This is a genomic window from Pseudarthrobacter sp. WHRI 8279, assembly GCF_040224115.2.
Lineage (GTDB): Bacteria > Actinomycetota > Actinomycetes > Actinomycetales > Micrococcaceae > Arthrobacter.
In genome coordinates this window covers 20,881-43,141 of sequence record NZ_CP168162.1, presented here as the reverse complement: position 1 = coordinate 43,141, position 22,261 = coordinate 20,881, and the positions used below count along the sequence as shown (strand labels likewise).

General features: G+C 65.6%; 21 protein-coding genes and 1 pseudogene. 10 read left to right on the top strand and 12 right to left on the bottom strand.

Features of this window, described 5'->3' with window-relative positions; genetic code table 11:
• The first annotated feature begins 118 nt into the window (after positions 1-118).
• The 5 genes from bioB (at position 119) to ABRP28_RS00185 (ending at position 3,099) form a co-directional block, all read left to right on the top strand.
• Positions 119-1,135 carry a biotin synthase BioB gene (gene bioB, locus ABRP28_RS00205; RefSeq protein WP_350003957.1) on the top strand — a complete coding sequence of 339 codons (1,017 nt, stop codon included), beginning with the start codon at positions 119-121 and terminating at the stop codon, positions 1,133-1,135.
• Entirely contained in the window at positions 1,132-1,395 is a 264-nt protein-coding gene (locus tag ABRP28_RS00200) for a hypothetical protein (RefSeq protein WP_350003958.1), read from the top strand. The genes bioB and ABRP28_RS00200 overlap by 4 nt, the downstream gene beginning before the upstream one ends.
• A gap of 60 nt (positions 1,396-1,455) precedes the next feature.
• Complete coding sequence (locus ABRP28_RS00195; RefSeq protein ID WP_066273926.1) at positions 1,456-1,890, top strand: pyridoxamine 5'-phosphate oxidase family protein; 435 nt, start codon at positions 1,456-1,458, stop codon at positions 1,888-1,890.
• A gap of 30 nt (positions 1,891-1,920) precedes the next feature.
• A complete protein-coding gene (locus ABRP28_RS00190; RefSeq protein ID WP_350003959.1) occupies positions 1,921-2,349 on the top strand; it encodes a very short patch repair endonuclease in 429 nt (142 codons plus the stop codon).
• Positions 2,350-2,688: 339 nt separating this feature from the next.
• A complete protein-coding gene (locus ABRP28_RS00185; protein ID WP_350003976.1) occupies positions 2,689-3,099 on the top strand; it encodes an Hpt domain-containing protein in 411 nt (136 codons plus the stop codon).
• On the opposite strand, the gene ABRP28_RS00180 is transcribed toward ABRP28_RS00185, so the two are convergent.
• Positions 3,072-3,839 (bottom strand): response regulator transcription factor, encoded by a 768-nt coding sequence (locus ABRP28_RS00180; RefSeq protein ID WP_350003960.1) that lies wholly within the window; start codon positions 3,837-3,839, stop codon positions 3,072-3,074. The genes ABRP28_RS00185 and ABRP28_RS00180 overlap by 28 nt on opposite strands.
• 93 nt (positions 3,840-3,932) lie before the next feature.
• Here ABRP28_RS00180 and ABRP28_RS00175 point away from each other — a divergent pair, with 93 nt between their 5' ends.
• Entirely contained in the window at positions 3,933-5,591 is a 1,659-nt protein-coding gene (locus ABRP28_RS00175) for a HAMP domain-containing sensor histidine kinase (RefSeq protein ID WP_350003977.1), read from the top strand.
• Between the two features lie 137 nt (positions 5,592-5,728).
• On the opposite strand, the gene ABRP28_RS00170 is transcribed toward ABRP28_RS00175, so the two are convergent.
• From ABRP28_RS00170 to speB, 8 genes and pseudogenes are all read right to left on the bottom strand, one after another.
• Positions 5,729-5,962, bottom strand: a complete 234-nt coding sequence (locus tag ABRP28_RS00170; protein ID WP_350003961.1) for a PLDc N-terminal domain-containing protein — start codon at positions 5,960-5,962, stop codon at positions 5,729-5,731.
• 82 nt (positions 5,963-6,044) lie between these two features.
• Positions 6,045-6,461 carry a thioesterase family protein gene (locus ABRP28_RS00165; RefSeq protein WP_350003978.1) on the bottom strand — a complete coding sequence of 139 codons (417 nt, stop codon included), beginning with the start codon at positions 6,459-6,461 and terminating at the stop codon, positions 6,045-6,047.
• Between the two features lie 32 nt (positions 6,462-6,493).
• Positions 6,494-8,569 (bottom strand): ABC transporter ATP-binding protein, encoded by a 2,076-nt coding sequence (locus ABRP28_RS00160; protein WP_350003962.1) that lies wholly within the window; start codon positions 8,567-8,569, stop codon positions 6,494-6,496.
• Positions 8,566-10,299 (bottom strand): ABC transporter ATP-binding protein, encoded by a 1,734-nt coding sequence (locus ABRP28_RS00155; RefSeq protein ID WP_350003963.1) that lies wholly within the window; start codon positions 10,297-10,299, stop codon positions 8,566-8,568. Before ABRP28_RS00155 ends, ABRP28_RS00160 begins: the two co-directional genes overlap by 4 nt.
• Before the next feature lie 204 nt (positions 10,300-10,503).
• A pseudogene (locus ABRP28_RS00150) lies at positions 10,504-12,072 on the bottom strand (MFS transporter); the annotation flags it as partial.
• Between the two features lie 10 nt (positions 12,073-12,082).
• Positions 12,083-12,556, bottom strand: a complete 474-nt coding sequence (locus ABRP28_RS00145) for a MarR family transcriptional regulator (RefSeq protein WP_350003964.1) — start codon at positions 12,554-12,556, stop codon at positions 12,083-12,085.
• Between the two features lie 153 nt (positions 12,557-12,709).
• Positions 12,710-14,422 (bottom strand): thiamine pyrophosphate-binding protein, encoded by a 1,713-nt coding sequence (locus ABRP28_RS00140; RefSeq protein ID WP_350003965.1) that lies wholly within the window; start codon positions 14,420-14,422, stop codon positions 12,710-12,712.
• A 4-nt stretch (positions 14,423-14,426) separates the two neighbouring features.
• Positions 14,427-15,491 carry an agmatinase gene (speB, locus tag ABRP28_RS00135; protein ID WP_350003966.1) on the bottom strand — a complete coding sequence of 355 codons (1,065 nt, stop codon included), beginning with the start codon at positions 15,489-15,491 and terminating at the stop codon, positions 14,427-14,429.
• 317 nt (positions 15,492-15,808) lie between these two features.
• On the opposite strand from speB, the gene ABRP28_RS00130 reads away from it, so the two are divergent.
• Complete coding sequence (locus ABRP28_RS00130; RefSeq protein ID WP_350003967.1) at positions 15,809-16,636, top strand: type IV toxin-antitoxin system AbiEi family antitoxin domain-containing protein; 828 nt, start codon at positions 15,809-15,811, stop codon at positions 16,634-16,636.
• Between the two features lie 133 nt (positions 16,637-16,769).
• On the opposite strand, the gene ABRP28_RS00125 is transcribed toward ABRP28_RS00130, so the two are convergent.
• Positions 16,770-17,345: a cupin domain-containing protein gene (locus ABRP28_RS00125; protein ID WP_350003968.1), complete on the bottom strand. Its 576-nt coding sequence runs from the start codon at positions 17,343-17,345 to the stop codon at positions 16,770-16,772.
• Between the two features lie 236 nt (positions 17,346-17,581).
• Positions 17,582-17,809, bottom strand: coding sequence for a hypothetical protein (locus ABRP28_RS00120; protein ID WP_188811155.1), 228 nt, complete (start codon positions 17,807-17,809; stop codon positions 17,582-17,584).
• Between the two features lie 244 nt (positions 17,810-18,053).
• Here ABRP28_RS00120 and ABRP28_RS00115 point away from each other — a divergent pair, with 244 nt between their 5' ends.
• Both ABRP28_RS00115 and ABRP28_RS00110 read left to right on the top strand, forming a co-directional pair.
• Complete coding sequence (locus ABRP28_RS00115) at positions 18,054-19,226, top strand: VIT1/CCC1 family protein (protein ID WP_350003969.1); 1,173 nt, start codon at positions 18,054-18,056, stop codon at positions 19,224-19,226.
• Entirely contained in the window at positions 19,226-20,158 is a 933-nt protein-coding gene (locus ABRP28_RS00110) for a matrixin family metalloprotease (RefSeq protein WP_350003970.1), read from the top strand. The genes ABRP28_RS00115 and ABRP28_RS00110 overlap by 1 nt, the downstream gene beginning before the upstream one ends.
• 19 nt (positions 20,159-20,177) lie before the next feature.
• Here the strand turns inward: ABRP28_RS00110 and ABRP28_RS00105 are convergent, their stop codons facing one another.
• Positions 20,178-21,317, bottom strand: a complete 1,140-nt coding sequence (locus ABRP28_RS00105; RefSeq protein WP_350003971.1) for a Rossmann fold nucleotide-binding protein — start codon at positions 21,315-21,317, stop codon at positions 20,178-20,180.
• A gap of 190 nt (positions 21,318-21,507) precedes the next feature.
• Between ABRP28_RS00105 and ABRP28_RS00100 the strand changes: the two genes are divergently transcribed.
• Positions 21,508-22,248 (top strand): GntR family transcriptional regulator, encoded by a 741-nt coding sequence (locus ABRP28_RS00100; RefSeq protein ID WP_350003972.1) that lies wholly within the window; start codon positions 21,508-21,510, stop codon positions 22,246-22,248.
• The last annotated feature ends 13 nt before the right edge of the window (positions 22,249-22,261 follow it).

Below are 22,261 nucleotides of genomic sequence, written 5' to 3'. Positions count from 1 at the left end.
AGCCTTGACTCTCTCTGTAAACAAAGGCCCTGCCGCACCTTTGTTGCCCCTCCACAAAAAAGGGCGGGCCTCCCCGAATTACCGTCAAAGGAGACATCCGCCGCAGAAAGGGACAACCATGGCAAATCACGCATTCCGGGAATACCCCATCCTGGAAACCGCCCGGCAGCAGGTCCTGGTGGAGGGAATCGGACTCACGGAAGCACAGCTGGTGGAGGTTCTGCGCCTCCCCGACGCTGCCGTCCCCGCAGCCCTGGAGCTTGCCCACCAGGTCCGCCTCAAGCACTGCGGAGAAGACGTGGAGGTTGAAGGCATCATCTCCATCAAAACCGGCGGCTGCCCCGAGGACTGCCATTTCTGCAGCCAGTCGGGCCTCTTCGACAGCCCCGTCCGCGGCGTATGGCTGGACATCCCCGAACTGGTCAAGGCCGCCAAGGAAACGGCAGCAACCGGGGCCACTGAATTCTGCATCGTGGCAGCCGTACGCGGGCCCGACATCAAACTCATGAACCAGATCAAGTTCGCCATCGACCGCATCAACGAGGAAGTGGACATCAACATCGCTTGCTCCCTTGGCATGCTCACCCAGCGCCAGGTGGACCAGCTCGCTTCATGGGGCGTACACCGTTACAACCACAACCTGGAGACGGCACGGAGCTACTTCCCCCAGGTGGTCACAACCCACAGCTATGACCAACGGCTGGAGACCTGCGCCATGGTCAAGGACGCCGGCATGGAACTGTGCTGCGGGGCGCTGATAGGCATGGGTGAGTCACTCGAGCAGCGCGCGGAGCTTGCCGCGCAACTCGCCGCCCTGGAACCGCATGAAGTACCCCTGAACTTCCTCAACCCGAGGCCGGGCACGCCGCTGGAAAACCAGGAGCTGATGGACGGCAAGGACGCCCTGCGTGCCATCGCCGCGTTCCGCCTGGCCATGCCCCGCACCGTCCTGCGGTACGCCGGCGGCCGTGAGCTCACCCTCGGTGACCTTGGCACGCGCGAGGGACTTCTGGGTGGGATCAACGCCGTCATTGTCGGCAACTACCTCACCACCCTGGGCCGCCCCGCCGCCGCCGATCTCAACCTGCTGGTGGATCTCAACATGCCCATCAAGGAACTCCAGAAAACCCTATGATCCCCAACCACCCGATAAGCCCCACCACCGGCGGCTTTTGCGGCCACTGCGGCAAGGCGCACCTTCAGGAAACGTCCGACGGCGGCAACGCACCGCCGTCGGACGTTCCTGCCCAGGGAGCCGCTCACCAGGAGTGCGCTCGCCGGCTGCAGCTGGAACCGCCGCGCTACTGCAGGCGGTGCGGGCGCCGGGTCAAAGTCCAGGTGTCGCCGCACGCCTGGAGCGCCACCTGCTCACGGCACGGAACCACCACCTCCTGACCGGCTCCTAAGTTCCCCAACCCTCTGGCGCGTTTCTACATTAGGTAGAAGAATGGCTCCATGATGTTTGAACATGTGGATGGACAACCCGTTCTGGAACTCGACGATGAGCAGTCCTGGCGCCTGCTGGAGGGCACCAAGCATGGGAGGCTGGTGGTCTCCGTTGCGGGAGAGCCGGATATTTTCCCTGTCAACTACGTCACGGCCAACCGGAAGATCTACCTGCGGACGGCGCCGGGAAACAAACTGGCCCAGTTGACCATCAACTCTACGGTTCTCTTCGAAACGGACGGCATCCTCTCGGAGGAGGCATGGTCCGTGGTGCTGCGCGGAAAGGCCCGCGTCCTCAGCAACTCCGCGGAGCTGGCGGCGGTGGAAGAACTGGGGCTGAAGACCTGGGTGCCCACGCTGAAGGATTTCTACGTGGAGATTGAGCCCACGTCCGTGAGCGGCCGCCACTTCGAGTTCGGCGAACAGCCCGAACGCGAAATCTAGGAGCTCCTAAACTGCTCCTAGACTGAAGGCATGGCGGACAAGCTCACTCCTGAGCGGCGCAGCTGGAACATGTCCCGGATCCGGGGCAAGAACACCAAGCCGGAACTGCTGGTGCGCAGGCTCCTCCACGCCAAGGGATACCGGTACCGGCTGCACGGCAAAGCTGGCGCCACCCGGCTGCCCGGCAACCCGGACCTGGTGTTCGCCGGCCGCCGCAAGGTCATTTTTGTCAACGGCTGCTTCTGGCACTTCCACGATTGCCGGGTGGGCCAGCACGCGCCCCAGGCCAACGCCGAGTTCTGGGCCGCCAAACGCACCCGGACCCGCGACCGGGACGCCAATCAGCGCCGCCTGCTCGAAGATGCCGGCTGGCAGGTGCTCACGGTGTGGGAATGCGAACTCAAGGACAGTTCCGCCCTGGAAACGGAGCTGGTGCGGTTCCTGGAAACCGGCCGCTGAGCCAGCTTGCCGGCCTCACCCGGATTTACCGCCCGCAGAAGGATCTTGAGCCAATCTTTGGGCATTCTCGCCTCGGTTCTTGCGTCCAAACCGGAAGGATGGACGGGTTCTCCGGACTGCGGACCGGGCTTGTAAATCAGAGGCCAGACACGGCGCGAAATTCGGCGCAAAACCACGGGCTTTAGGGACTTGGGGTAAACCCGCAGTCTCATCAAGAAACCCACAATTCTGTTTTCAAAACCCGTCGCGCGAAAGCTACGCCCCTAACCTGAAGTGAAACACATGCCCCACGTAATCGACCCCTTCCTGGAAGGGACAGTTTCCGCCGAAAGGACCGTCATGAGCGCCGCAGATGATGCCCGCAGGCCTTTGGTGGACCAGTCGGTTCTCGACCGGTTGCGGGAGGAGCTGGAAGAGGACGAGGGGTACTGCAAGGTCTTTGTGGGGAACTTCATCGAGTACCTGCCGCACCGGATTGGCCGCCTCCGGCTGGCGCTGACCACGGGGGACCTGGAAGGTTCCGTGGATGCAGTCCTCAGCCTGAAAACCTCCAGCCAGATGGTGGGTGCCGAGCGGCTGGCAAGCCTGGCCATGGACCTGGAGGGCGAGCTCCGCAGCGAAGCCCGCCACTCAGATGTGGCTGTTGTCCTGCCGCAGCTGGCCGCCGCATTCCTTCGGCCCATCAACCAGTGCAGCCGGCAGACCATGCACCGCCTGCAGTCTCAGTGTTCTCCCGGAGCCAGGCGGTAACCCACGCCACGGACGGTCTGTAGCCAGCGGGGCTTCTGCGGTGAGTCACCCAGCTTCTTGCGCAGGTTGCCCATATGGACTTCGACGGACCGTTCGTCGGCTTCGCTGATGTAACTGCCGACGTCGTAATCCTCGTCCCGCAGCCGGCGCACCAGGTCCGATTTGGTCCGGACAGTCCGCCCCGCTTCCAGGAGGGCGTGAAGGAGTTCGAATTCGGTGCGGGTCAGGTTCATTTCCTTGCCGTCAACAACCACGGTCCGGGACGAGTAGCTCAGCTCCAGCCCGTTGTGGCTGTAATTTCCGCGCTCAGGGTGGGCGGCTCCGGCGTCGGAGGCGGCATCTGCGGGGATAGCGTCCGGATCAGCAACGGAACGGGGACGGCGCATCATGGCGGCGATGCGGGCGCGCAATTCCCTGGGGCGGAACGGTTTGGTGAGGTAGTCGTCCGCCCCGGACTCCAGCCCGATCAGGGTGTCCAGCTCCTCCGTGCGGGCCGTGAGCATCACAATGTAGGCGTCGGAAAATTCGCGGATCTGGCGGGACACCTCAAAACCGTCGATGTCCGGCAGGCCGAGGTCAAGGGTGATGACGTCCGGATTGAGGTTTTTGGCCACAAGGACGCCTTCCGCCCCGCTGCTGGCCACGCTTACGTCGAAACCGGCCTGGGACAGCACAGTGCGTACCAGTTCCCGGATGTCCTGGTCATCCTCGATGACCAGTCCCACTCGTGCATCACTCATAGCGCCCCCTCAGCAGCCAACGTCTGAAGTATAGCCCGCTGCCGATATCCTGCTGGCATGGCCTCACACACCCCGCCCCGCAAGTTCCGTGCCATGGACCACCCCGTGGCGTGGTCCTCGGGCAAGCTGAGGTTTTTCCGCCGGCCCTTCCACGAGTATCGGCTGACGGACCGCGTGGCGCTAAGCCAGATGCCCTTGTTCGTGACGACGCTCCTCACGGCATTCTTGGTGTGGGCTTTCTTTCCCGTCACCATGGACAACCCGCTGTTCGTGACCTTCCTGGTATCGCAGCTTGTCATCATGGCCCTCTGCTACCTGGTCCCCTGGGACCGGCTGCCGTATACGAGCTTCCTCATCATTCCGCTGCTGGACTTCGTCTCCATTGCGGTGGGCCGGGAGGGCGGCGGGCAGGAGAGCCTCACCGGAATCAGCCTGCTGGCAGTGTTCCCGGTGATCTGGCTTTGCGCGTCCGGGTACTACCCCCGGACGTCCCTGTGGCTGTCTTTCCTTGCGCCGCTTGCCATCATCTGGGTTCCGCTGCTGCTGGAGGGAAACCCGTCGCCCCAGGACCTGGCGCGGTCCCTGCTCCTGCCGGTCATGATGCTCGGTATCGGGGTCTCGGTCAGTGTGTTGACGCTCAGCATGACGCGGCAGCAGCGGGAACTTGAAGAGAAGGATGCCCAGCTGCAGGACAACCTGCGCACCAGCCAGCGCCAGGGGGCGCTGCTGAACACCATCCTGGACACTGTCCACCTGGGGGTGCTTGCAGTGGATGCAAACGGGCACGATGTCCTGATGAACCGACGGCAGCGGATCAACCACGAGCTCGCCCGGCCCAAGGACATCGCCGACCCGAACGAGTCCCAGCTGCTGGTCTTCGGGCCGGACCGCGTGACGCTGGTCCCCGTTGAGGAACGGCCGGTCCGCCGCGCCGTCCTCGGGGAAACCTTCACGGACTACCTTGTGTGGCTGGGCTCGGGGAGCGATCAGCGCGCCTTTGTGACCACCGCCCGGGCCATGAAGGACAACGACGGCGCGTTCGCCGGTTCCGTCATTGCCTTCAGCGATGTCACGGACCTGGTGAATGCCCTGACGGCCAAGGATGATTTCGTCTCCAGCGTCTCGCACGAATTCCGGACGCCGCTGACCTCGATCCTGGGCTACGTGGAAATCCTGCTCGGTGATGAGCCGGAGAACACCCAGCGCGACATGCTCGAGATCATCCGCCGCAACTCGGAACGGCTCCTGACACTGGTATCGGACCTTCTCTCCAGCCGGAACGGCCAACTGATCGTGACGCCCGAGGCCGTGGATGTGGCAGAGCTGGTGCGCTCCAGCGTCTCCTCCGCCATACCCAGGGCTGCAGCGTCAGGAGTGGCACTGGAGGCTCGCACCCCGGAACGGCTGGAGGCCCACGTGGACGGGCCCAGGATTTCGCAGGTGCTGGACAACCTCGTGTCCAACGCCATCAAATACTCCCCCGACGGCGGCAGCGTCATGGTCTCGCTCGCCCGCGAGGACGGACACCTGGCATGCCGGGTCACCGATACCGGCATGGGCATGACTGCGGAAGACGCGTCCGAGGTTTTCGCCAAGTTCTTCCGTGCCAGCACTGTCCGCCGGACAGCCATCCCCGGCGTGGGTCTGGGCCTGCCGATCAGCAAGGCCATTGTTGAGGCACACGGCGGGACCATTGAAGTGGACAGCGCCCTGGGCGAAGGGACCACCTTCACGTTCCGGGTTCCGGTCTAGTCCCCACCCGCACCCTAGCCTCGCAAGCTCAGCCGGGGAAACCTGGGGTGTGGGCCCCGCCCGTACAACGGAGGCGCCCGGGTCAGCAGCCGCGCTGGCCGGGCCCTCAACAGCCTGGCCCCGGCGCTGGAACGCCGCTACTTGCCGGCGCCGGGGTGCTTCCGGCCGAAGGTGAAGTAGCCCACGGGGCCGATGAAGTTGATGAAGGATGCCGCCCGCCAGGCGGCCTTGGGGCCGTTGATGAGTGCCGCGGGCCGTTTCGAGATGTCCCGCTGCGCTGCCACCAGCAGGGATACCTGCGCGATGGCTACCAGGATGGTGCCGGCCTTTGCTGACGGCGACATTTCTTTCCAGGTCTTTTTCTGGGCCATGTTTGCTCCTTGTTTAGGTTTTCAGTTTCCGATGCTTGCTGCTCCTGCGCAACGGGCCGTGCCGGTGCCGGACCCTCCGCCCTCAGGCCGTGAACGGGGCCAGGCGTTCCTTCTGTTCAGGCGTCAGGCGCTGCACGCGCCCCGTGGCCTCGTCCACGAACGCCAGGTGGCTGCTGGCTTTCACGCAGTCCTCCCGGGTGACCGGGTCCTGGATGAGGTAGTGGATGTCGAAGCTGGCCCCCTTGACGGCCCCGATCCACACTTGCACCACGGCCGGCACGTTACGGTACTCAAGGGTCCTGACATAGCGGATCTTGTGGTCCACCACCAAAGCCATGGTGCCCTCCGGGACGTCATTGAACAGGGAGACGTGCGGATCAACTCCGGGCAGCCCGGCCCCGCGGGGCGGGCCGAAGGCCGCAATCCGGGCTTCCTCGAGCATCCGGACAATCTGGACGTTGTTGATGTGCCCGTAGGCGTCCATGTCCCCCCACCGCATGGGGACCATGACCTCGATCCGGCCGTCGGCGCTCAACTGTGCACCGCCGTGGAGTCGTCCACCGGGACTTCCCCTGCGTCCGCTCCTGCGAACTGGGACATGTACAGGCGGTAGTAGGCGCCCTTCGCGGCGAGGAGGACCTTGTGGTTGCCCTGTTCAACGATCCTGCCGTTTTCCATCACCAGGATGGTGTCTGCGTCGCGGATCGTTGAGAGCCGGTGGGCAATCACAAAGCTGGTGCGGTCCGTACGGAGCGCGGCCATGGCCTTCTGCACCAGCAGTTCGGTACGGGTATCAACAGAGCTGGTGGCCTCATCCAGGATGAGCAGGGACGGGTTTGCCACAAAGGCACGGGCAATGGTGATCAGCTGTTTCTCGCCGGCGCTGACATTGTTGCCCTCTTCGTCGATGACGGTGTTGTAGCCCTCCGGCAGGGCCCTGACAAAGCGGTCAACGAAGGTGGCCTTGGCCGCAGCCATCACCTGCTCCTCGGTAGCCTCCAGGTTGCCGTAACGGATGTTGTCATAGATGGACCCCCCGAACAGCCAGGCATCCTGCAGCACCATGCCCACCTTGGAACGGAGCTCGGAGCGGCTGAGGTGGGTGATGTCCACGCCGTCCAGCCTGATGGAACCGGAATTGAGCTCGTAGAACCTCATGACCAGGTTGACCAGGGTGGTCTTTCCGGCGCCGGTGGGCCCCACGATGGCCACGGTGTTTCCCGGTTCGGCGGTGAAGGAGAGATTCTCGATCAGCTTCTTGTCCTCGGTGTAGCTGAACGTGACGTTATTGAAGTCAACGTGCCCGTCCGTCCTGGCCGGGAGGTGCTCCGTGGCGGTTTCCGCGTCCTGCTCGTCGGCGTCGAGGAACTCGAAGACCCGTTCAGCGGAGGCCACGCCGGACTGCAGCATGTTCGCCATGCCGGCCATTTGGCCCAGCGGCTGCGTGAACTCGCGTGAGTACTGGATGAATGCGGTGGCGTCGCCCAGGGTCATGGACCCGGAAGCCACCCGGAGTCCGCCCACCACGGCGATGCCCACGTAACTGAGGTAGGAGACGAACTGCATGACCGGGAAGATGATGCCGGATACGAACTGTGCACCGAAGCTGGCCTTGTACAGTTCCTCGTTGCGTTCCTCGAACCGTGCCAGCATGTCCGAGTCTCGGCCGAAGACCCTCACCAGGTCGTGGCCCGAGAAGGACTCCTCAATCTGCCCGTTAAGCGCCCCCGTGTTCTTCCACTGTGCGGCGAAGAGCTTCTGGCTGCGCACGCCGATCATGCCCGCCGCGACGCCGGAGAGGGGAAGGGCAACCAGCGCTATCAGGGCCAGCTGCCAGGACACGATGAACATCATCACCACAATGCCGATGACGGTCAGCAGCGAATTGATGAGCTGGGCGAAGGCCTGCTGCAGCGCCTGCTGGATGTTGTCGACGTCGTTCGTTACCCGGGACAGCACGTCCCCGCGCTGACGGGTGTCGAAGTAGTTCAGCGGGAGGCGGTTCAGCTTCCGTTCGGTGTCGTCCCGGAGCCGCCTGATGACCTTCATGACGATGCGGTTCAGCACGTAGCCCTGCAGCCAGAGGAAGATGTTGGCCACGAAGTACATCAGCAGGACCACCGCGATGAGCATGCTGAGTTTGTCGAAGTTGATGCCGGTGCCGGGCACCAGTTCCATCCGGGAGACCATGTCCGCAAAGTTGTCCTGGCCCTGCTGGCGCAGCCCGTCCACGAACTGTTCCTTGCTGGCGCCGGCCGGAAGCTGCTTGCCCACCACTCCGGCAAAGATGACGTCCATGGCCTGCCCCAGGATCTTGGGGGCGATGACGTTCAGGACCACGGCGATCACCACCATGCCCACCACCACGTAGATTCCCAGGGCCTCGGGCTTCAGCAGCCCCATCAGGCGTTTGGCGGAGGGCCAGAAGTGCTGGGCTTTCTTGGCGGGCATCCCGCCAAACATGTCCCCGTCGGCTTCGGAGGGTTTGAACTCCTCCTCCACGAAGTCGTCATCCTCGACGGGTTCCTCCGTCAGTTCCCTGCCGCTCGAGTCCCGGGCAGCTGCTGTTGCCGTGACGTCCGTGGAGTCCTTCCTGCGGGCGCTCATGCCATTTCCTCCACGCTCAGTTGGGATTCGACGATTTCCTGGTAGGTGGGCGAGGTTTCCAGTAGCTCCTGGTGCGTTCCGCGGTCCACGATGCGTCCGTTGTCCAGCACCAGGATCTGGTCCGCCTCGGTGATGGTGGAGATCCGCTGCGCCACGATGATCACGGTGGCATCGGCGGTGATGCCTTTCAGCGCGGTCCGGAGCCGGGCGTCCGTGGCCACGTCCAGTGCCGAGAATGAATCATCGAAAAGGTACACCCGGGGCCTGCTCACGAGTGCCCTGGCGATGCAAAGGCGCTGGCGCTGGCCGCCGGAGACGTTGGTTCCGCCCTGGGAGATGCGGGATCCGAGGCCGTTCTTCTTGGCGCGGACAAACTCGTCGCCCTGCGCCACCTGAAGCGCTTCCCACAGTTCCTGGTCAGTGGCCTCGGTTTTTCCAAACCTCAGGTTGTGCTCGATGGTTCCGGAGAAGAGGTACGGGCGCTGGGGCACCAAGGCCACGCGCCGGGTGATGTCGGCCCGGTCCATCCTGCTGACCGGGACTCCGTCCAGCAGCACCTCTCCCTCGGCGGGATCGTAAAGCCGGGGCAGGAGGGAGAGCAGGGAGGTCTTTCCCGCGCCGGTGGAACCAATGATGGCGATGGTCTGGCCGGGACGGGCCGTGAAGCTGATGTTGCTCAGCACCGCCGATTCGGCGCCGGGATAGGCGAAGGTGACGTTCCGGTACTCCACCACACCGGCCAGCGTGCCCGGCACCTCGGGCCGTTCGGGGTCGTGGATGGAGGGCTCGACGTCGAGCAGCTCGCCGATGCGGTCCGCGCATACTGACGCGCGGGGGATCATCATGGCCATGAACGTGCCCATCATGACGGCAACCAGGATCTGCAGCAGGTATTGCAGGAAGGCGGTCAGGGCGCCCACCTGCATCTCGCCCGAATCCACGCGCTGCCCGCCGAACCACAGCACGGCAGCGGTGGACAGGTGGAGGATCATGCCGATGGCAGGGAACATCAGCACAAACAGGGCGCCGATCTTCAGCGAGACGTCCGTCAGTTCCTTGTTCGCTTCGCCAAAGCGCCCTGTTTCATACGGTTCCCGGACGAAGGCCCGGACCACCCGGATGCCGATGATCTGCTCGCGCAGCACTGCGTTGATGCGGTCGATCTTTTTCTGCATGGACCGGAACAGCGGCATGAGCCGGACCACCAGGTACCCCACCACCACCGTTAGGAGGGGCACGGAAACCCACACCAGCCAGGACAGGTTGAGGTCCTCGCGCAGCGCCATGATGATGCCGCCCACGCACATGATGGGCGTTGCCACCATGAAGTTCAGTCCCATCAGCACAAGCATCTGGACCTGCTGGACATCGTTGGTGCCGCGGGTGATGAGCGTGGGGGCGCCAAAAGCGTTGACGTCCATGGCCGAGAAGCTAGTGACTTTGCGGAAAACCCCGCGCCGCAGGTCCCGGCCTATGGCCATGGCTGTCTTCGAGCCGAAGTAGACCCCGGCAATGGCGGTGCCCACCTGCATGAATGCCACCACCAGCATCACCGCGCCCGTCCGCCAGATGAAGCCGGTGTCCCCGCGGGATACCCCTTCATCGATGATCTGGGCGTTCAGGCTGGGCAGGTACAGCGCGGCGATGGTGGACGCCAGCTGGAACACGATGACGGCCGCGATGTACGGCCTATACGGCCGGGAAAACCGCCGTATGAGTGTGAGGAGCATGCCCACGGATCCTTAGTGGTGAGTTCGATGATGGTTCGCAAAAGCAGGAGGCTTAAGTAGTAGCAGCCGGGGCCGACATCCTCAGCTTTCCCACTCTACGAAACTCCTCCCCCTGGTGAAACACACTGAGGAAAGATCATCCGTGGGGATTACCCCTCAGGGTCACCTGCCTGCCGGGGCGAGCTCCGCCGTCGCACCCTTATCCTCGGCCCCCGGCTGGATGTCCACCGTGCGCCGGAGGGGCTTCTCCTTGATGAACAGTACGGACACCAGCGCCACGACGGCCACGACAGCGGAGATCAGGAACACCTCCGCGGTGGCGTCACCGTAGGCGGCCCGCATGATGTCGCGGACGGGTTCCGGCATGTGCGCCAGGTCCATGCTGGCTCCGGCCGTGCCTCCATCAACGGGGATCCCTGCGGCTGCCAGGCCCTGTGTGGCCAGCTCGCTGACGCGGTTGGCCAGGATGGCGCCCAGGACGGAGACGCCGATGGCGCCGCCCACGGACCGGAAGAACGCAACCGAGGCACTCGCCGTCCCAATGTCCGATGCCCGGACGGTGTTCTGCACGGCCAGCACGAGGTTCTGCATCAGCATGCCCAGGCCGAGGCCCAGCACTGCGGTGAAGACCCCTGCATGCCAGAGCTCGGTGGTGTGGTCCAGGGTTCCGGACAGTCCCAGCCCGCCGATCAGCAGGATGGAACCGGCGATCAGGTAGCCCTTCCACTTGCCCGTCCGGCTGATCAGTTGCCCGGATGCCACTGAACCGACCAGGTTTCCGGCGATCATCGGCAGGGTCAGGAGCCCGGCCTCCGTGGGGCTGGCGCCGCGTGCCACCTGGAAGTACTGGCCCAGGAAGGTGGAGGACCCGAACATTGCCACGCCCACGGCCACGGAGGCGAGAATGGCCAGCGCCGTAGTGCGTTCGGAGATGATCTTGAGCGGGATGATGGGCTGCTCCACCTTGGATTCCACCAGCACCAGCAGGGCCAGCAGGAGGATTCCGCCGCCCACCATGACGGCGGACTGCCAGGAGACCCAGTCATAGTAGGCGGGGTTGCCGGCGAAGGAGACCCAGATCAGCAGCAGGCTCACGCCGGAGGTCAGCAGGATGGAACCCAGCCAGTCGATCTTGGCAGGCCGCCTTATGTGGCTGATTTTGAGGGTGACCTGCAGCAGGATGAGGGCGACGACGGCGAGCGGCACGCAGACGAAGAAGGTCCAGCGCCAGCCGAGCGGGCTGTCCACGATGAAGCCGCCCAGCAGCGGCCCGCCGGCGGTGCCCACTGCCATGACCGCGCCCATGTAGCCGGAGTACTTCCCGCGGTTGCGCGGCGGGATCATGGTGCCGATGATGGCTTGCGACAGTGCCGTGAGTCCGCCCATGGCCACGCCCTGGATCACGCGGGCGCCGAGCAGCAGCGGGATGGTTTCGGACAGGCCCGCCATGACGGAGCCGGCCACGAAGATGATGATGCTGAGCTGGACCAGGACCTTCTTGTTAAAGAGGTCGGCGAGTTTGCCCCAGATGGGGGTGGTGGCGGCGTTGGCCAGCAGCGCGGCGGTGATGACCCAGGCGAAGTCGGTCTGGGTGCCGTGCAGGTCGGACATGATGGTGGGCAGTGCGTTGGCCACGATGGTGCTGCTGAGGATCGCCGTGAAGAAGGCGGCGAGGAGCCCGGTGAGGGCTTCCATGATCTGGCGGTGGGACATCTCGGGCGGAGTGCTTGGGGGTGCGCTGGCCAATGTGGCGGGGGCGGCTGGTCTTGCCATGGGTCTGCTCCTAAGCGGTGGTTGTGATGGTGCCGGCCGCCGTTGCCCGGGCTGATTGTTTGAGTGATTCGGTGAGCTTGTGCAGGATTCTGGCCGTAGTGCCGGCGTCTTCCTCGGTCCAGTCGCGCAGGTAGTCCTGCAGGACTGCCGTCCGCTGGTGTTCGATGCTGCGGAGTTTTTCCGCTCCCAGGGGCGTCAGGGCAACCAGCTGGGCCCGGCCGTCGTCGGGGTCCTGCCTGCGGATCACCAGCCCATGCTCCTCTAGGTCGGCGATGTGCCGGCTGAGCACCGGCGCGCTGACGCCCAGCCGCTCGGCCAGGCGCGTGGCCCGGGTCTCTCCTTCGCCCACGAAGCGCAGTACGCCCTGCAGCGCCACCCCGGTGTCCTGCCCGCGCACGCTGGCGGTGGCGATACACCGCACCGCGCGCTGGAGGTCGAAGATCTGGTACACAAGGTCGGCTGCCGTATCCGGCGCTACTGCCATGGTCGATCGACTCCTCAGTTGTTTGCCTGAAGCAACTATATCCCCAAAGTTGTTGCTTTGGGAAACTAACCGCTTGAGGGGCTGAACGCGACAAGGCCCCAGCTCTGTGCGAGCCGGGGCCTCAGGGGGACCAAGGTCAGGAGGAGGTGCTGGTCAGTCCGCCAGGTGCGTGGGGGCAAACATCTTCAGCAGGGTTTCCACCACGACGACGTTTGGCCCGTCCGCAGCGAACCCCGCCTTTAGCGCGTCCCCCACATCCGCCGGCGCCACCTTGACGGCAGGCACGCCGAACGCCTCGGCAAGCTTGACGAAGTCCGGGCGGGCCAGCTCCGTGGCTGTGGCTTTACCGAAGGCGCCCACCATGTATTCACGAAGGATGCCGTAGCCGCCGTCGTCCACAATCAGCCAGGTGACCGGAACGTTGTGCTGCTTCGCCGTGGCGAGTTCAGAGATCGAATACATCGAGGATCCGTCGCCGGATACTGCCAGTACTCGGGCAGAGCCAGCGGGCCTGCCCACCGTTTCGAGCCCCACGGCCGCGCCGATGGCCGCGGGGAAGCCGAAGCCCAGCCCGCCGGCTCCCTGGGCTGAATGGAACTGGCCCTCGCGGGCGTCCCAGCAGCTCCAGCCCCAGTAGGCCGCAATGGTCATGTCCCAGAAGGTCTGCATGTCCGCCGGCACCGCCTCGCGGATGTCCGCCATGAACTTCAGTTCCTTGGCCAGGTCCTGCGATTCCAGCCGCGCGCGGACCTTCGCCAGGGATTCGCTCACCAGGTTTTCCGGCGACGTGCCGTGCCAGCTGGGCGCGGTCCCGCCAGCCCCAGCCCCCAGGGCTTCATTGAGGGCCGCGAGCGCCTGGCCTGCATCCGCCCGGATGCCCAGCCCGGGCCGGTTGGACTCCAGGACCCTGGGTTCGGCATCGATCTGGATGATCCGGCCGCGGGGCTCGAACGTGAAGTAGTTGGAGGTGACCTCGCCCAGGGACGAGCCGATCACTACCAGGACGTCCGCGTCCTCCAGGAGATCGGTCATGTAGCGGTCCTCGATCCAGGACTGCAGCGAAAGCTCATGGTTCCAGGGGAAGGCGCCGTTTCCGCCCGGAGTGCAGATCACGGGTGCGCGGAGCTTCTCGGCAATCGAGAGGAGGGACTTCTCGGCCCGGCCCCGCCGTGTGCCGCCGCCGGCGATGATGGCCGGACGTTCCGCGGACTGAAGCCATTTCACCGCCTCCCGGACCAGCTCCACCCGGGGCGGGTTGTCAGCCGCCTCCGCAAGCGCATCCTCCACCGGGGGCACCATGATGGGATCAAGCAGGACGTTTTGCGGGATCTCCAGCCAGACGGGACCCTGGGGCGAGGAAATCGCCTCGGTCCAGGCGTCCTGGATGGCGGACGGGATGCCGGACGCGTGCTGGATCAGCCGCTGGCTCTTGGTGACGTTGGCCGCCGACGCCTTTTGGTCGTCAAGCTGGTGCAGCATGCCCTTGCGCCGCGCGCCGAGCCCCTCGAGCGGGATCTGGCTGGCCACCACTACCATGGGCACTCCGGTGGCGTAGGCTTCCTGCAGCCCAGCCAGTGACGTCAGTGCGCCGGGTCCGGTGGACAGGAACAGGACTCCCACTTCGCCCGTCGCGCGGGAATACCCGTCCGCGGCGAAAGCGCTGTTGTTTTCCACCCGGGAGGAGATGAACTGCAGGTTCCCGCGGCCCATCGCATCAAAGAGGCCCAGGGCGTGCTGGCCCGGGATGCCAAAGACGGTCTTGGCACCCAGCGCCTCAAGGGTTTCGACGACGAGGTCCCCGCCGTTGCGCACGCCCGAACTGTTTGTTGCGGGCACGGCGGCCGCACCCGCAGTGGCGTCACCCATCCGCTTATTCCTTGCCTGCCGGAGCGAAACCTGCCGGGCGGCGGGCTTCCTGGCCGAGCGCCTGGGCGGCGTATCCGGTGGCTGCTCCGAAGCGGTCCCCCGCTACGGCGTTGTCAGCCATTAGCGTGACCAGTTCGTAGGCGACGTGGCTGGCGGCGACGCCGGTGATTTCGGCGTGGTCATAGGCGGGGGCAACCTCCACCACGTCCGCTCCCACCAGGTTCATGCCGCGGAAGCCGCGGATAATTTCCAGCAGCTCGCGGCTGGTAATGCCGCCGGCCTCGGGGGTGCCGGTGCCCGGGGCGTGGGCGGGGTCCAGGACGTCGATGTCTACGGAAATGTACAACGGGCGGTTGCCGATCCGGTCGCGGACCTTGGCCACGGTTTCCAGGACGCCCTGGTAGTAGACGTCAGCGGACGTGACGATGCCAAACCCGAAGCGATGGTCGTCGTCGAGGTCCTTTTTGCCGTAGAGCGGTCCGCGGATGCCGATGTGGCTGATGGCTTCCGTGTCCAGGATGCCTTCCTCGACGGCGCGGCGGAACGGGGTGCCGTGGGTGTACTCGGCGCCGAAGTAGGTGTCCCAGGTGTCCAGGTGCGCATCGAAGTGGAGCATGGCGATGGGCTCTCCGGCCCGCTCGGCGGCGGCGCGAAGGAGCGGCAGGGCGATGGTATGGTCACCGCCCAGGGTCACCAGCTTGCTGCCGCCTGCCGTCAGGTCCAGGGCGTTCTGCTGGATGGTTTCGATGGCCTCGTTGATGTTGAACGGGTTGACGGCCATGTCCCCGGCGTCGGCCACCTGGATGTTTTCGAACGGGCTGACGTCCCACGCCGGGTTGTACGGGCGCAGCAGCCGGCTGGCCTCGCGGACATGGTTGGCGCCGAAGCGGGCCCCCGGGCGGTAGGAGACACCGGAATCGAAGGGGACGCCCACCACCGTAACGTCGGCCTTGGCCACCTGGTCCAGGCGCGGAAGGCGGGCATAGGTGGCAGCTCCCGCGTACCGGGGAATGCGGGATGAATCGATGGGGCCAAGGTTGCCGTTGGCTTCGATGCGCAGGTCTTCCAAGGGGGCCTCTCCTTCAAGGAGTTGAGGGACTGATGTGACTGCCATCATACATCTTGTTTCTCGGTGTGCACCATCCGTTTACCAGTCAAGCTGTTCCAGGTACCTGGTTCGTCCATGCCTGCGCGATCCTCCCCGGTTACTTCCGCCGCCGACCCGAGCCCTCCCACCTCAGTCCCAGAATTCCGGCCCTCATCGTCACGGCGGACTCGGTGAAGGGCAGGTAACTGGGAAGGAACGCACACCACAGCCAGGAAGAAGTCTCCACATAGGGCAGGCACTCGGTTCCCCTGCGGCAGCTGCGGCGATCAGATGGCGATGTGGACATTCTCGAGTATCTGCAAAAGGCCGGCGGAGTTGCGCGATCCGCCCAACTCCTCCATGCCGGGTTCTCGCGCCGGGACTTGCTGCGGCTCAGGAAGTCCGGAGCCAACCAGCCCAGGCGCGGGATTTTTGTCCTGCCGGGCTGCGACGAGGACTACCAGTCGGCAATTCGGCACAACGGCCGGCTCAGCTGCGCCAGAGCCGCCGCCCACTATGGGCTCTGGCTGAGGCAGTCACCTTCAAGGCTCCACCTGGCCTGCAACCATGGCCACGGCAGCGGCTTTGTCCGCCATCGCACAGTCAGGTTCGAGGGGCATCCGTTCGTGCCGGTAGCCGCAGTGGAAGATGTAGCCCTGCATGCGTTGGGATGCCTCCCGCCGCCGGCGTCCACCGCGATGGCGACGTCGGCAATCCGCCTGCACGGTGTATCCCCGGAACTGCTGGCCCGCGAACTGCGGGCAGACCGCTCCGGAACAGCACTCCGGGCACTTCGGGAACTCGACCTGCGGGCCGAATCCATTGTTGAAGTCGATGCGCAGCACCTGTTCCGGAGCAACGGGATCAGATACGAGGCGCAGGTCTTCCTGCCCGGGATCGGCCGGGTGGACTTCCTCCTCAACGGCTTCCTCATCGTGGAGATTGACGGCTACGCGTTCCACTCCAAACGGGAGGATATGCTCCGGGACCGGAACCGCAACAACACCTCGGCCGTCAACGGGTATGCCGTCCTGCGCTACATGCCGGAGCACGTGTGGTTCAGCCCAAATCAGGTCCTGGCGGAAATTAAGGCCGTGCTGGCGGCCCGCTACGGTACGGCCCAGTGAATAGCGTGCACTCCAGCCCAGTTACTGCTGGCCAACAGCCCTTGGGTGGGCCGGCTTCCCACAGAACGGGCGTCCGCACAACGTGCCGCCGTAAGTAACCGGGACGGAACGCACGCGGCGGACCAAAAGGCGGCTAGCGGCTTGCGGCCGGAACCAGGACCCAGAGAACCTCTACGGGCTTGTCGGTGGGGTTGATCCACGTGTGCGGCTCCCGGCCCGGGAAGGTGACGGTGTCCCCGGCGCTGAGGTCGTATTCCTCGTTGGTGAGGATCAGCCGGATGTTGCCTTTGATCACATGGAGGACGTCAACGTCGCAGTCCACGGCGTAGAGCTCGGATTCCCCGCGGCCGTATGGTTCGATGCAGGCTTGGATGATCTGGACGCGCCGTTCCGAACGCGCCGTGAGGAGCCGTTCCACGATCCCCTGGCCGCCCAGCGAAATCCGCGGCCCGTCATTGCGCTTGGTCAGGTGCGTTTCGGGTGCCGCGAAGAGGTCGCCGATGGAGACCGAGAGAACCTGGCACAGCGTGACCAGGGACGCCACGGACGGGGACGTAAGGTCCCGCTCCACCCTGCTGAGGAATCCCTTGGTCAGCCCCGTCGCGTCAGCAACCTGCTCAATGGTCAACCGCTGCGACTGCCGGGCGGCCCGGATCCTCGAACCGATGGCCACCGGAACGTTGCTCGGCTCAACTGGCAGTGCCTTCATCTACGAACCTTTCATGGCCGGCAGCCCGGCTCCACTTTGGAGCAATACTAATGGCCTGCCCCTTCTGTGACGCCTCATTGCACGCGTGGCCCACGGCCCCGGGCATCTGGAAGCGGGGCACGGGCATCGCCCCGGCAGGCCAGGACAACAGCAACAGAGGCGCACGACGGCGGCACCCCACCTTCGCTTTCCGGCGAAGGCGGGGTGCCGCCGTCGTTATGTCCTGCCCGGGTTCGCTAGTCGGTTTCGCGGACCTCATCAGGGTCATCCAGCGGGACCACACGGTCCTCGGCGTCGACCACGACGGGAGGCACCTGGACCACCGGCTCCTCCTCGTCCAGAAGGTCGTCCTCGGTATCCCAGTCGTCCTCAACTACCGGTGCATCCTCGGCGTAGTCATAGGCGGGATCCGCCTCTACGGCATCCAGGTGCGGCATGTCCGGGTGCTGTCCGGTGGTGCTCATGATTGAACCTCCGTTTGTTCGCCTGACGTGCTCTTTCAGTGAGGGCGCTGGCCGCGCCACACCTTCATCACAGCACCGCGCCGCAGGGTGGTCAATAGCGCGTCAGGGGACCTGGGGATACCACTCTGATTAAGGCAAGCCGAAATACCCAAGGCAGGAATACCTGCCAAAAATCCGCAGATTTTCGCAGTAAGCTTGCTCTGCAATGGGGCCGCACCATGCCCCATCCAGCCCAGGAGTTTCCGTGTCTCAGCACGCCGAGTCCAACCGCCCGCCCACGCCGCAAGCGTCGCAACCTTCCCCGGCCCGGGAACCGGCCGAGCACGCGCACCAGGCCCAGCCTTCGCCGTCGGACGTCAAGCGGTGGCGGCAGTACCTGGCTGACGAACGGGCCGAAGCCGCCGTCTATCGGGACCTGGCACAGAACCGCCAGGGCGAAGAGCGCGACATCCTCCTGGCCCTGGCCGAAGCCGAAGGCCGTCATGAAGCACACTGGCTGGGCCTGCTGGGTGACCGTGCGGGCAAGCCCCGGCGGCCATCCCTGCGGAGCCGCATGCTGGGCTTCCTGGCCCGCCACTTCGGGTCGGTGTTTGTGCTTGCCCTGGCCCAGCGTGCGGAAGGCCGCTCCCCGTATGCCAAGGACCCGAACGCCACGGATGCGATGGCAGCGGACGAGCAGATCCATGAGGAAGTGGTTCGGGGGCTGGCAACCCGGGGGCGCAACCGCCTGGCGGGCACCTTCCGCGCCGCTGTGTTCGGCGCCAATGACGGCCTGGTCAGCAACCTTTCCCTGGTCATGGGCATGGCGGCCTCCGGCGTTGCCAGCAGCGTGGTGCTGCTCAGCGGAATCGCCGGACTGCTGGCCGGTGCGATGTCCATGGGCGCCGGCGAGTTCATCTCCGTCCGTTCCCAGCGGGAACTGCTCGCGGCAACACGCCCCACCCAGGTCACCCTGGTGGCGGCTCCCAAGCTGGACCTTGAGCACAACGAACTGCTGCTGGTGTACCTGGCCCGGGGCATGACGCAGGAGGCAGCCGAGCACCGCGTGGCTGAACGCATGGGCCTGCTGCCCTGCGACTGCGATCCCAGCCTGTCGCTGCAACCGGAACTGCCGGATATCGAGGACCAGCACGAGGCCGTGGGGACCGCCTGGGGCGCGGCACTATCCAGCTTCTGTTTCTTCGCCTCCGGCGCCATCGTGCCCATCCTGCCGTTCCTCTTTGGCCTCACCGGCGTCGCCGCCCTGGTGGCCGCCGGCCTCCTGGTGGGCCTCGCCCTCCTGGTCACCGGCGCCACGGTGGGCCTGCTTTCCGGCACATCGCCCCTGACGCGTGGACTCCGCCAGCTGGCCATCGGGCTGGGCGCGGCGGCCATCACCTACCTGCTGGGGCTGGCCTTCGGCACCGTCGTGGCCTAGTGGAGGCCCGGCCGCCGCGCCGCGCAGCGTCACGCCATGCAGGGACCAAAGCCCGCCTGGGCGTGCGCCGGGGCCTGGAACTGCTGCTAACCGCGGCACTCACCGCGGGCGCCGTGTTCGGAGCAGCGCTGGCACTGAATGACCCGCGCTTCAAAGAACTGCTGGATGTCCGGATCGGCCCCGGAAACGGACAGTCCGCCGGGCAGCAGGACGCGGGCCCTTCCGGGGAAGCCGGCCAGCCGCCGCGGGCCGAAGGCCGGATGGGCGCGCCGCCCCCGGGACTGGAGGAGTCGGACGTTCCCCTGTCCGCCGCCAATCCTCCGCCACTGGGCAGCGATTCCTACCGCTTCCTGGCCGTCAACGGGGACGGCAGCCCGGTTGGCTACTCCCCCTGCAGGCCGCTGCACTATGTCATTAATGACGATCTCGCGCCGGCAGGCTCGCAGCAGCTGGTCACGGAATCCATCGCCACCATCTCGGCCGCCACCGGTATCCGGTTCATCTACGACGGCACCACCGCAGAGCAGCCGTCCCCGCAGCGTCCGCCCTACCAGCCCGAGGCCTACGGCGAGCGCTGGGCTCCGCTGCTCATCGCCTGGACAACGCCGGACGTTGCGCCGCAGCTCAAAGGCAAGGTGATCGGAACCGGGGGCAGCACCCATTTCAGTTACGACGACGGCCCCAGGGCCTTCGTCACGGGCGGCCTGGACCTGGACGCACCGCAGATTGCCGACGAACTGCTCAACCCGGACGGCCACCTGTATGCGCGGGCCGTGATCCTGCACGAGCTCAGCCACGTGATGGGCCTCGACCACGTGGATGACCCCACCCAACTGATGTATCCCGAAATCGGCACCCCCGAGGGGCTCTCTGCCGGGGACCTCAACGGGCTCTATGAGCTCAGCAAGGCGCAGTGCCGGAAGGATCTCTGACCGGCGGCTGCTCCAGGTACTAAGGGGACAGCCGCAGTACCTCTACCGCCTCCTGGACCGTGTCCACCAGGAAAATCCGGTCCTCCATCGAACGGCCGGCCGCCAGGCTCTGGAGCATGGGCCACGCAGGGTACTGGCGCTCCCAGTGGTGCCGGCCCACCAGCACCATGGGCGTCACCTTTTCCCGCGCGCCGTAGTAGTTTTCGCACGCATCCTGGAAGATCTCCTGAACGGTGCCGGCGGCGCCGGGCAGGAACACGATCCCTCCTGTGCACAGCTCCAGGAGGATCGCTTCCCGGATGGCGTTGGCGAAGTATTTTGCGATGTGCGTGGCGAAGTAGTTGGGCGGCTCATGCCCATAGAACCAGGTGGGGATGCCGAGCGACGGCCTCCCGCCCGGAAAGCGTTCGACGACGGCGGCAGCCGCCCGCGCCCACGCCGACACCGAGGGACGGAACCCGGGGACGGAGGCGAGCAGGTCCAGCGCAGCCTGCAGGCCGTCGTCGTCCGCTTCGCTGAGGTAGGCACCGAGGTTGGCCGCCTCCATGGCCCCCGGTCCCCCTCCGGTGGCCACTACGTGTCCGTCCCGCGCGAGGAGCCTGCCCAGCTGGGCAGCCTGGGCAAAGCCGCTGCTGCCGCGCTGCGCGGCATGTCCGCCCATGACACCCACCATGGTCCGGCCCTGGAACGGGCCTGACCGGATGGCGTCGCCCAGGGCATCGCCGATGGCGTGGTCATGCAGCGCCGAGGCCAGGGTTGCATCCAGCCGGTGCCGCAGGCCTGGCTGGATGCTCCATTGGTAGATACGCGCGTCCGGAAGGGCTTCGTACGGGGCGCCGGGCAGTCCGGCGTAAAGTTCCCCGGGCGAATACAAGGCCGCCCGGTAGGGGTTGAACGGCACAGTCTCCAGCCGCGGAAAGATCAGCGCTCCCCTTCGCCGCAGCAGGTCCTCCACGCCGTCGTCGAACGTGCAGCCGAGGAAGATGGCGCCCTCCACGTGGAGGCGCTGCAGGGCATCGGTCCTCCCCCGCAAGTCCAGGGACTGCGCGTGCCAGCCGCGCATGTCCACCGCGCCGGCGCCGACCAGCCGGTCGAAGCTGTCCAGGTCCTGCACTTCGAGGTTGTGCGGGTGGGGGCCCACGTTTCCGGAAAGGTTCACCGTCCAAACCTATTGCAATGCCGGACGCCCTGCGCTGCTTCCGGCGCTCCCCTTGACCCGGATGGCACGACTGCTAGGATCGAAGCAGCAAAAAAGTATGTCCTATCAAGCGAACATATAGCGGCAAGGCGGCCGTTCGCGCCCCACCCGGGCGAAGACGTCCCGCAACAAGGAACATGAGGGAAGTACCGTGGCGCACAACCTGGGTCTCAGCATCGACCGCTCCTCCCCCGTCCCGCTCTACCACCAGGTGGTGCAGGGGATCGAAGCCGCGATCTTCAGCGGCGTCCTGGAGCCCGGCAGCCGACTTGACAACGAAATCGACCTCGCGGCCCAGCTGAACCTCTCCCGTCCCACGATGCGCAAGGCCATGGACGAACTGGTCAGGTCCGGGCTGCTGGTGCGCAAGCGCGGCGTCGGAACCCAGGTGGTTTCAAGCCAGGTGCGCCGCCCGCTTGAGCTCTCCAGTCTTTACGACGACCTCACCAACAATGGCAAGAAGCCCACCACCGACGTCCTGAGCTTCGCCCATGTGGAGGCCGACGACGCCACGCTGGCAACCCTCCAGCTGCCAGCCGGTTCCAAGGTCTACCACTTCACCCGCCTGCGCAAAGTGGGGGGCAAGCCGCTGGCACTCATGGAGAACTGGGTCCGGGACGACATAGCCGAAATGGATGAAGCCGCACTGTCTGCTGAGGGCCTCTACGCCATCCTGCGCAGCGGCGGTGTGAACTTCCGCCTCGCCAACCAGCGGATCGGCGCCGTGGTGGCCAACGACTACCAGGCCTCACTCCTCGAGACCGCACCCGGGTCCGCGCTGGTCACCATGGAGCGTACTGCCACTGATGACACGGGCCGGCGCGTGGAAACCGGACACCACGTGTACCGCGGGGATTCCTACAGTTTTGAAATGACACTCGTACAGCGCTGACGCAAGGAGCTAC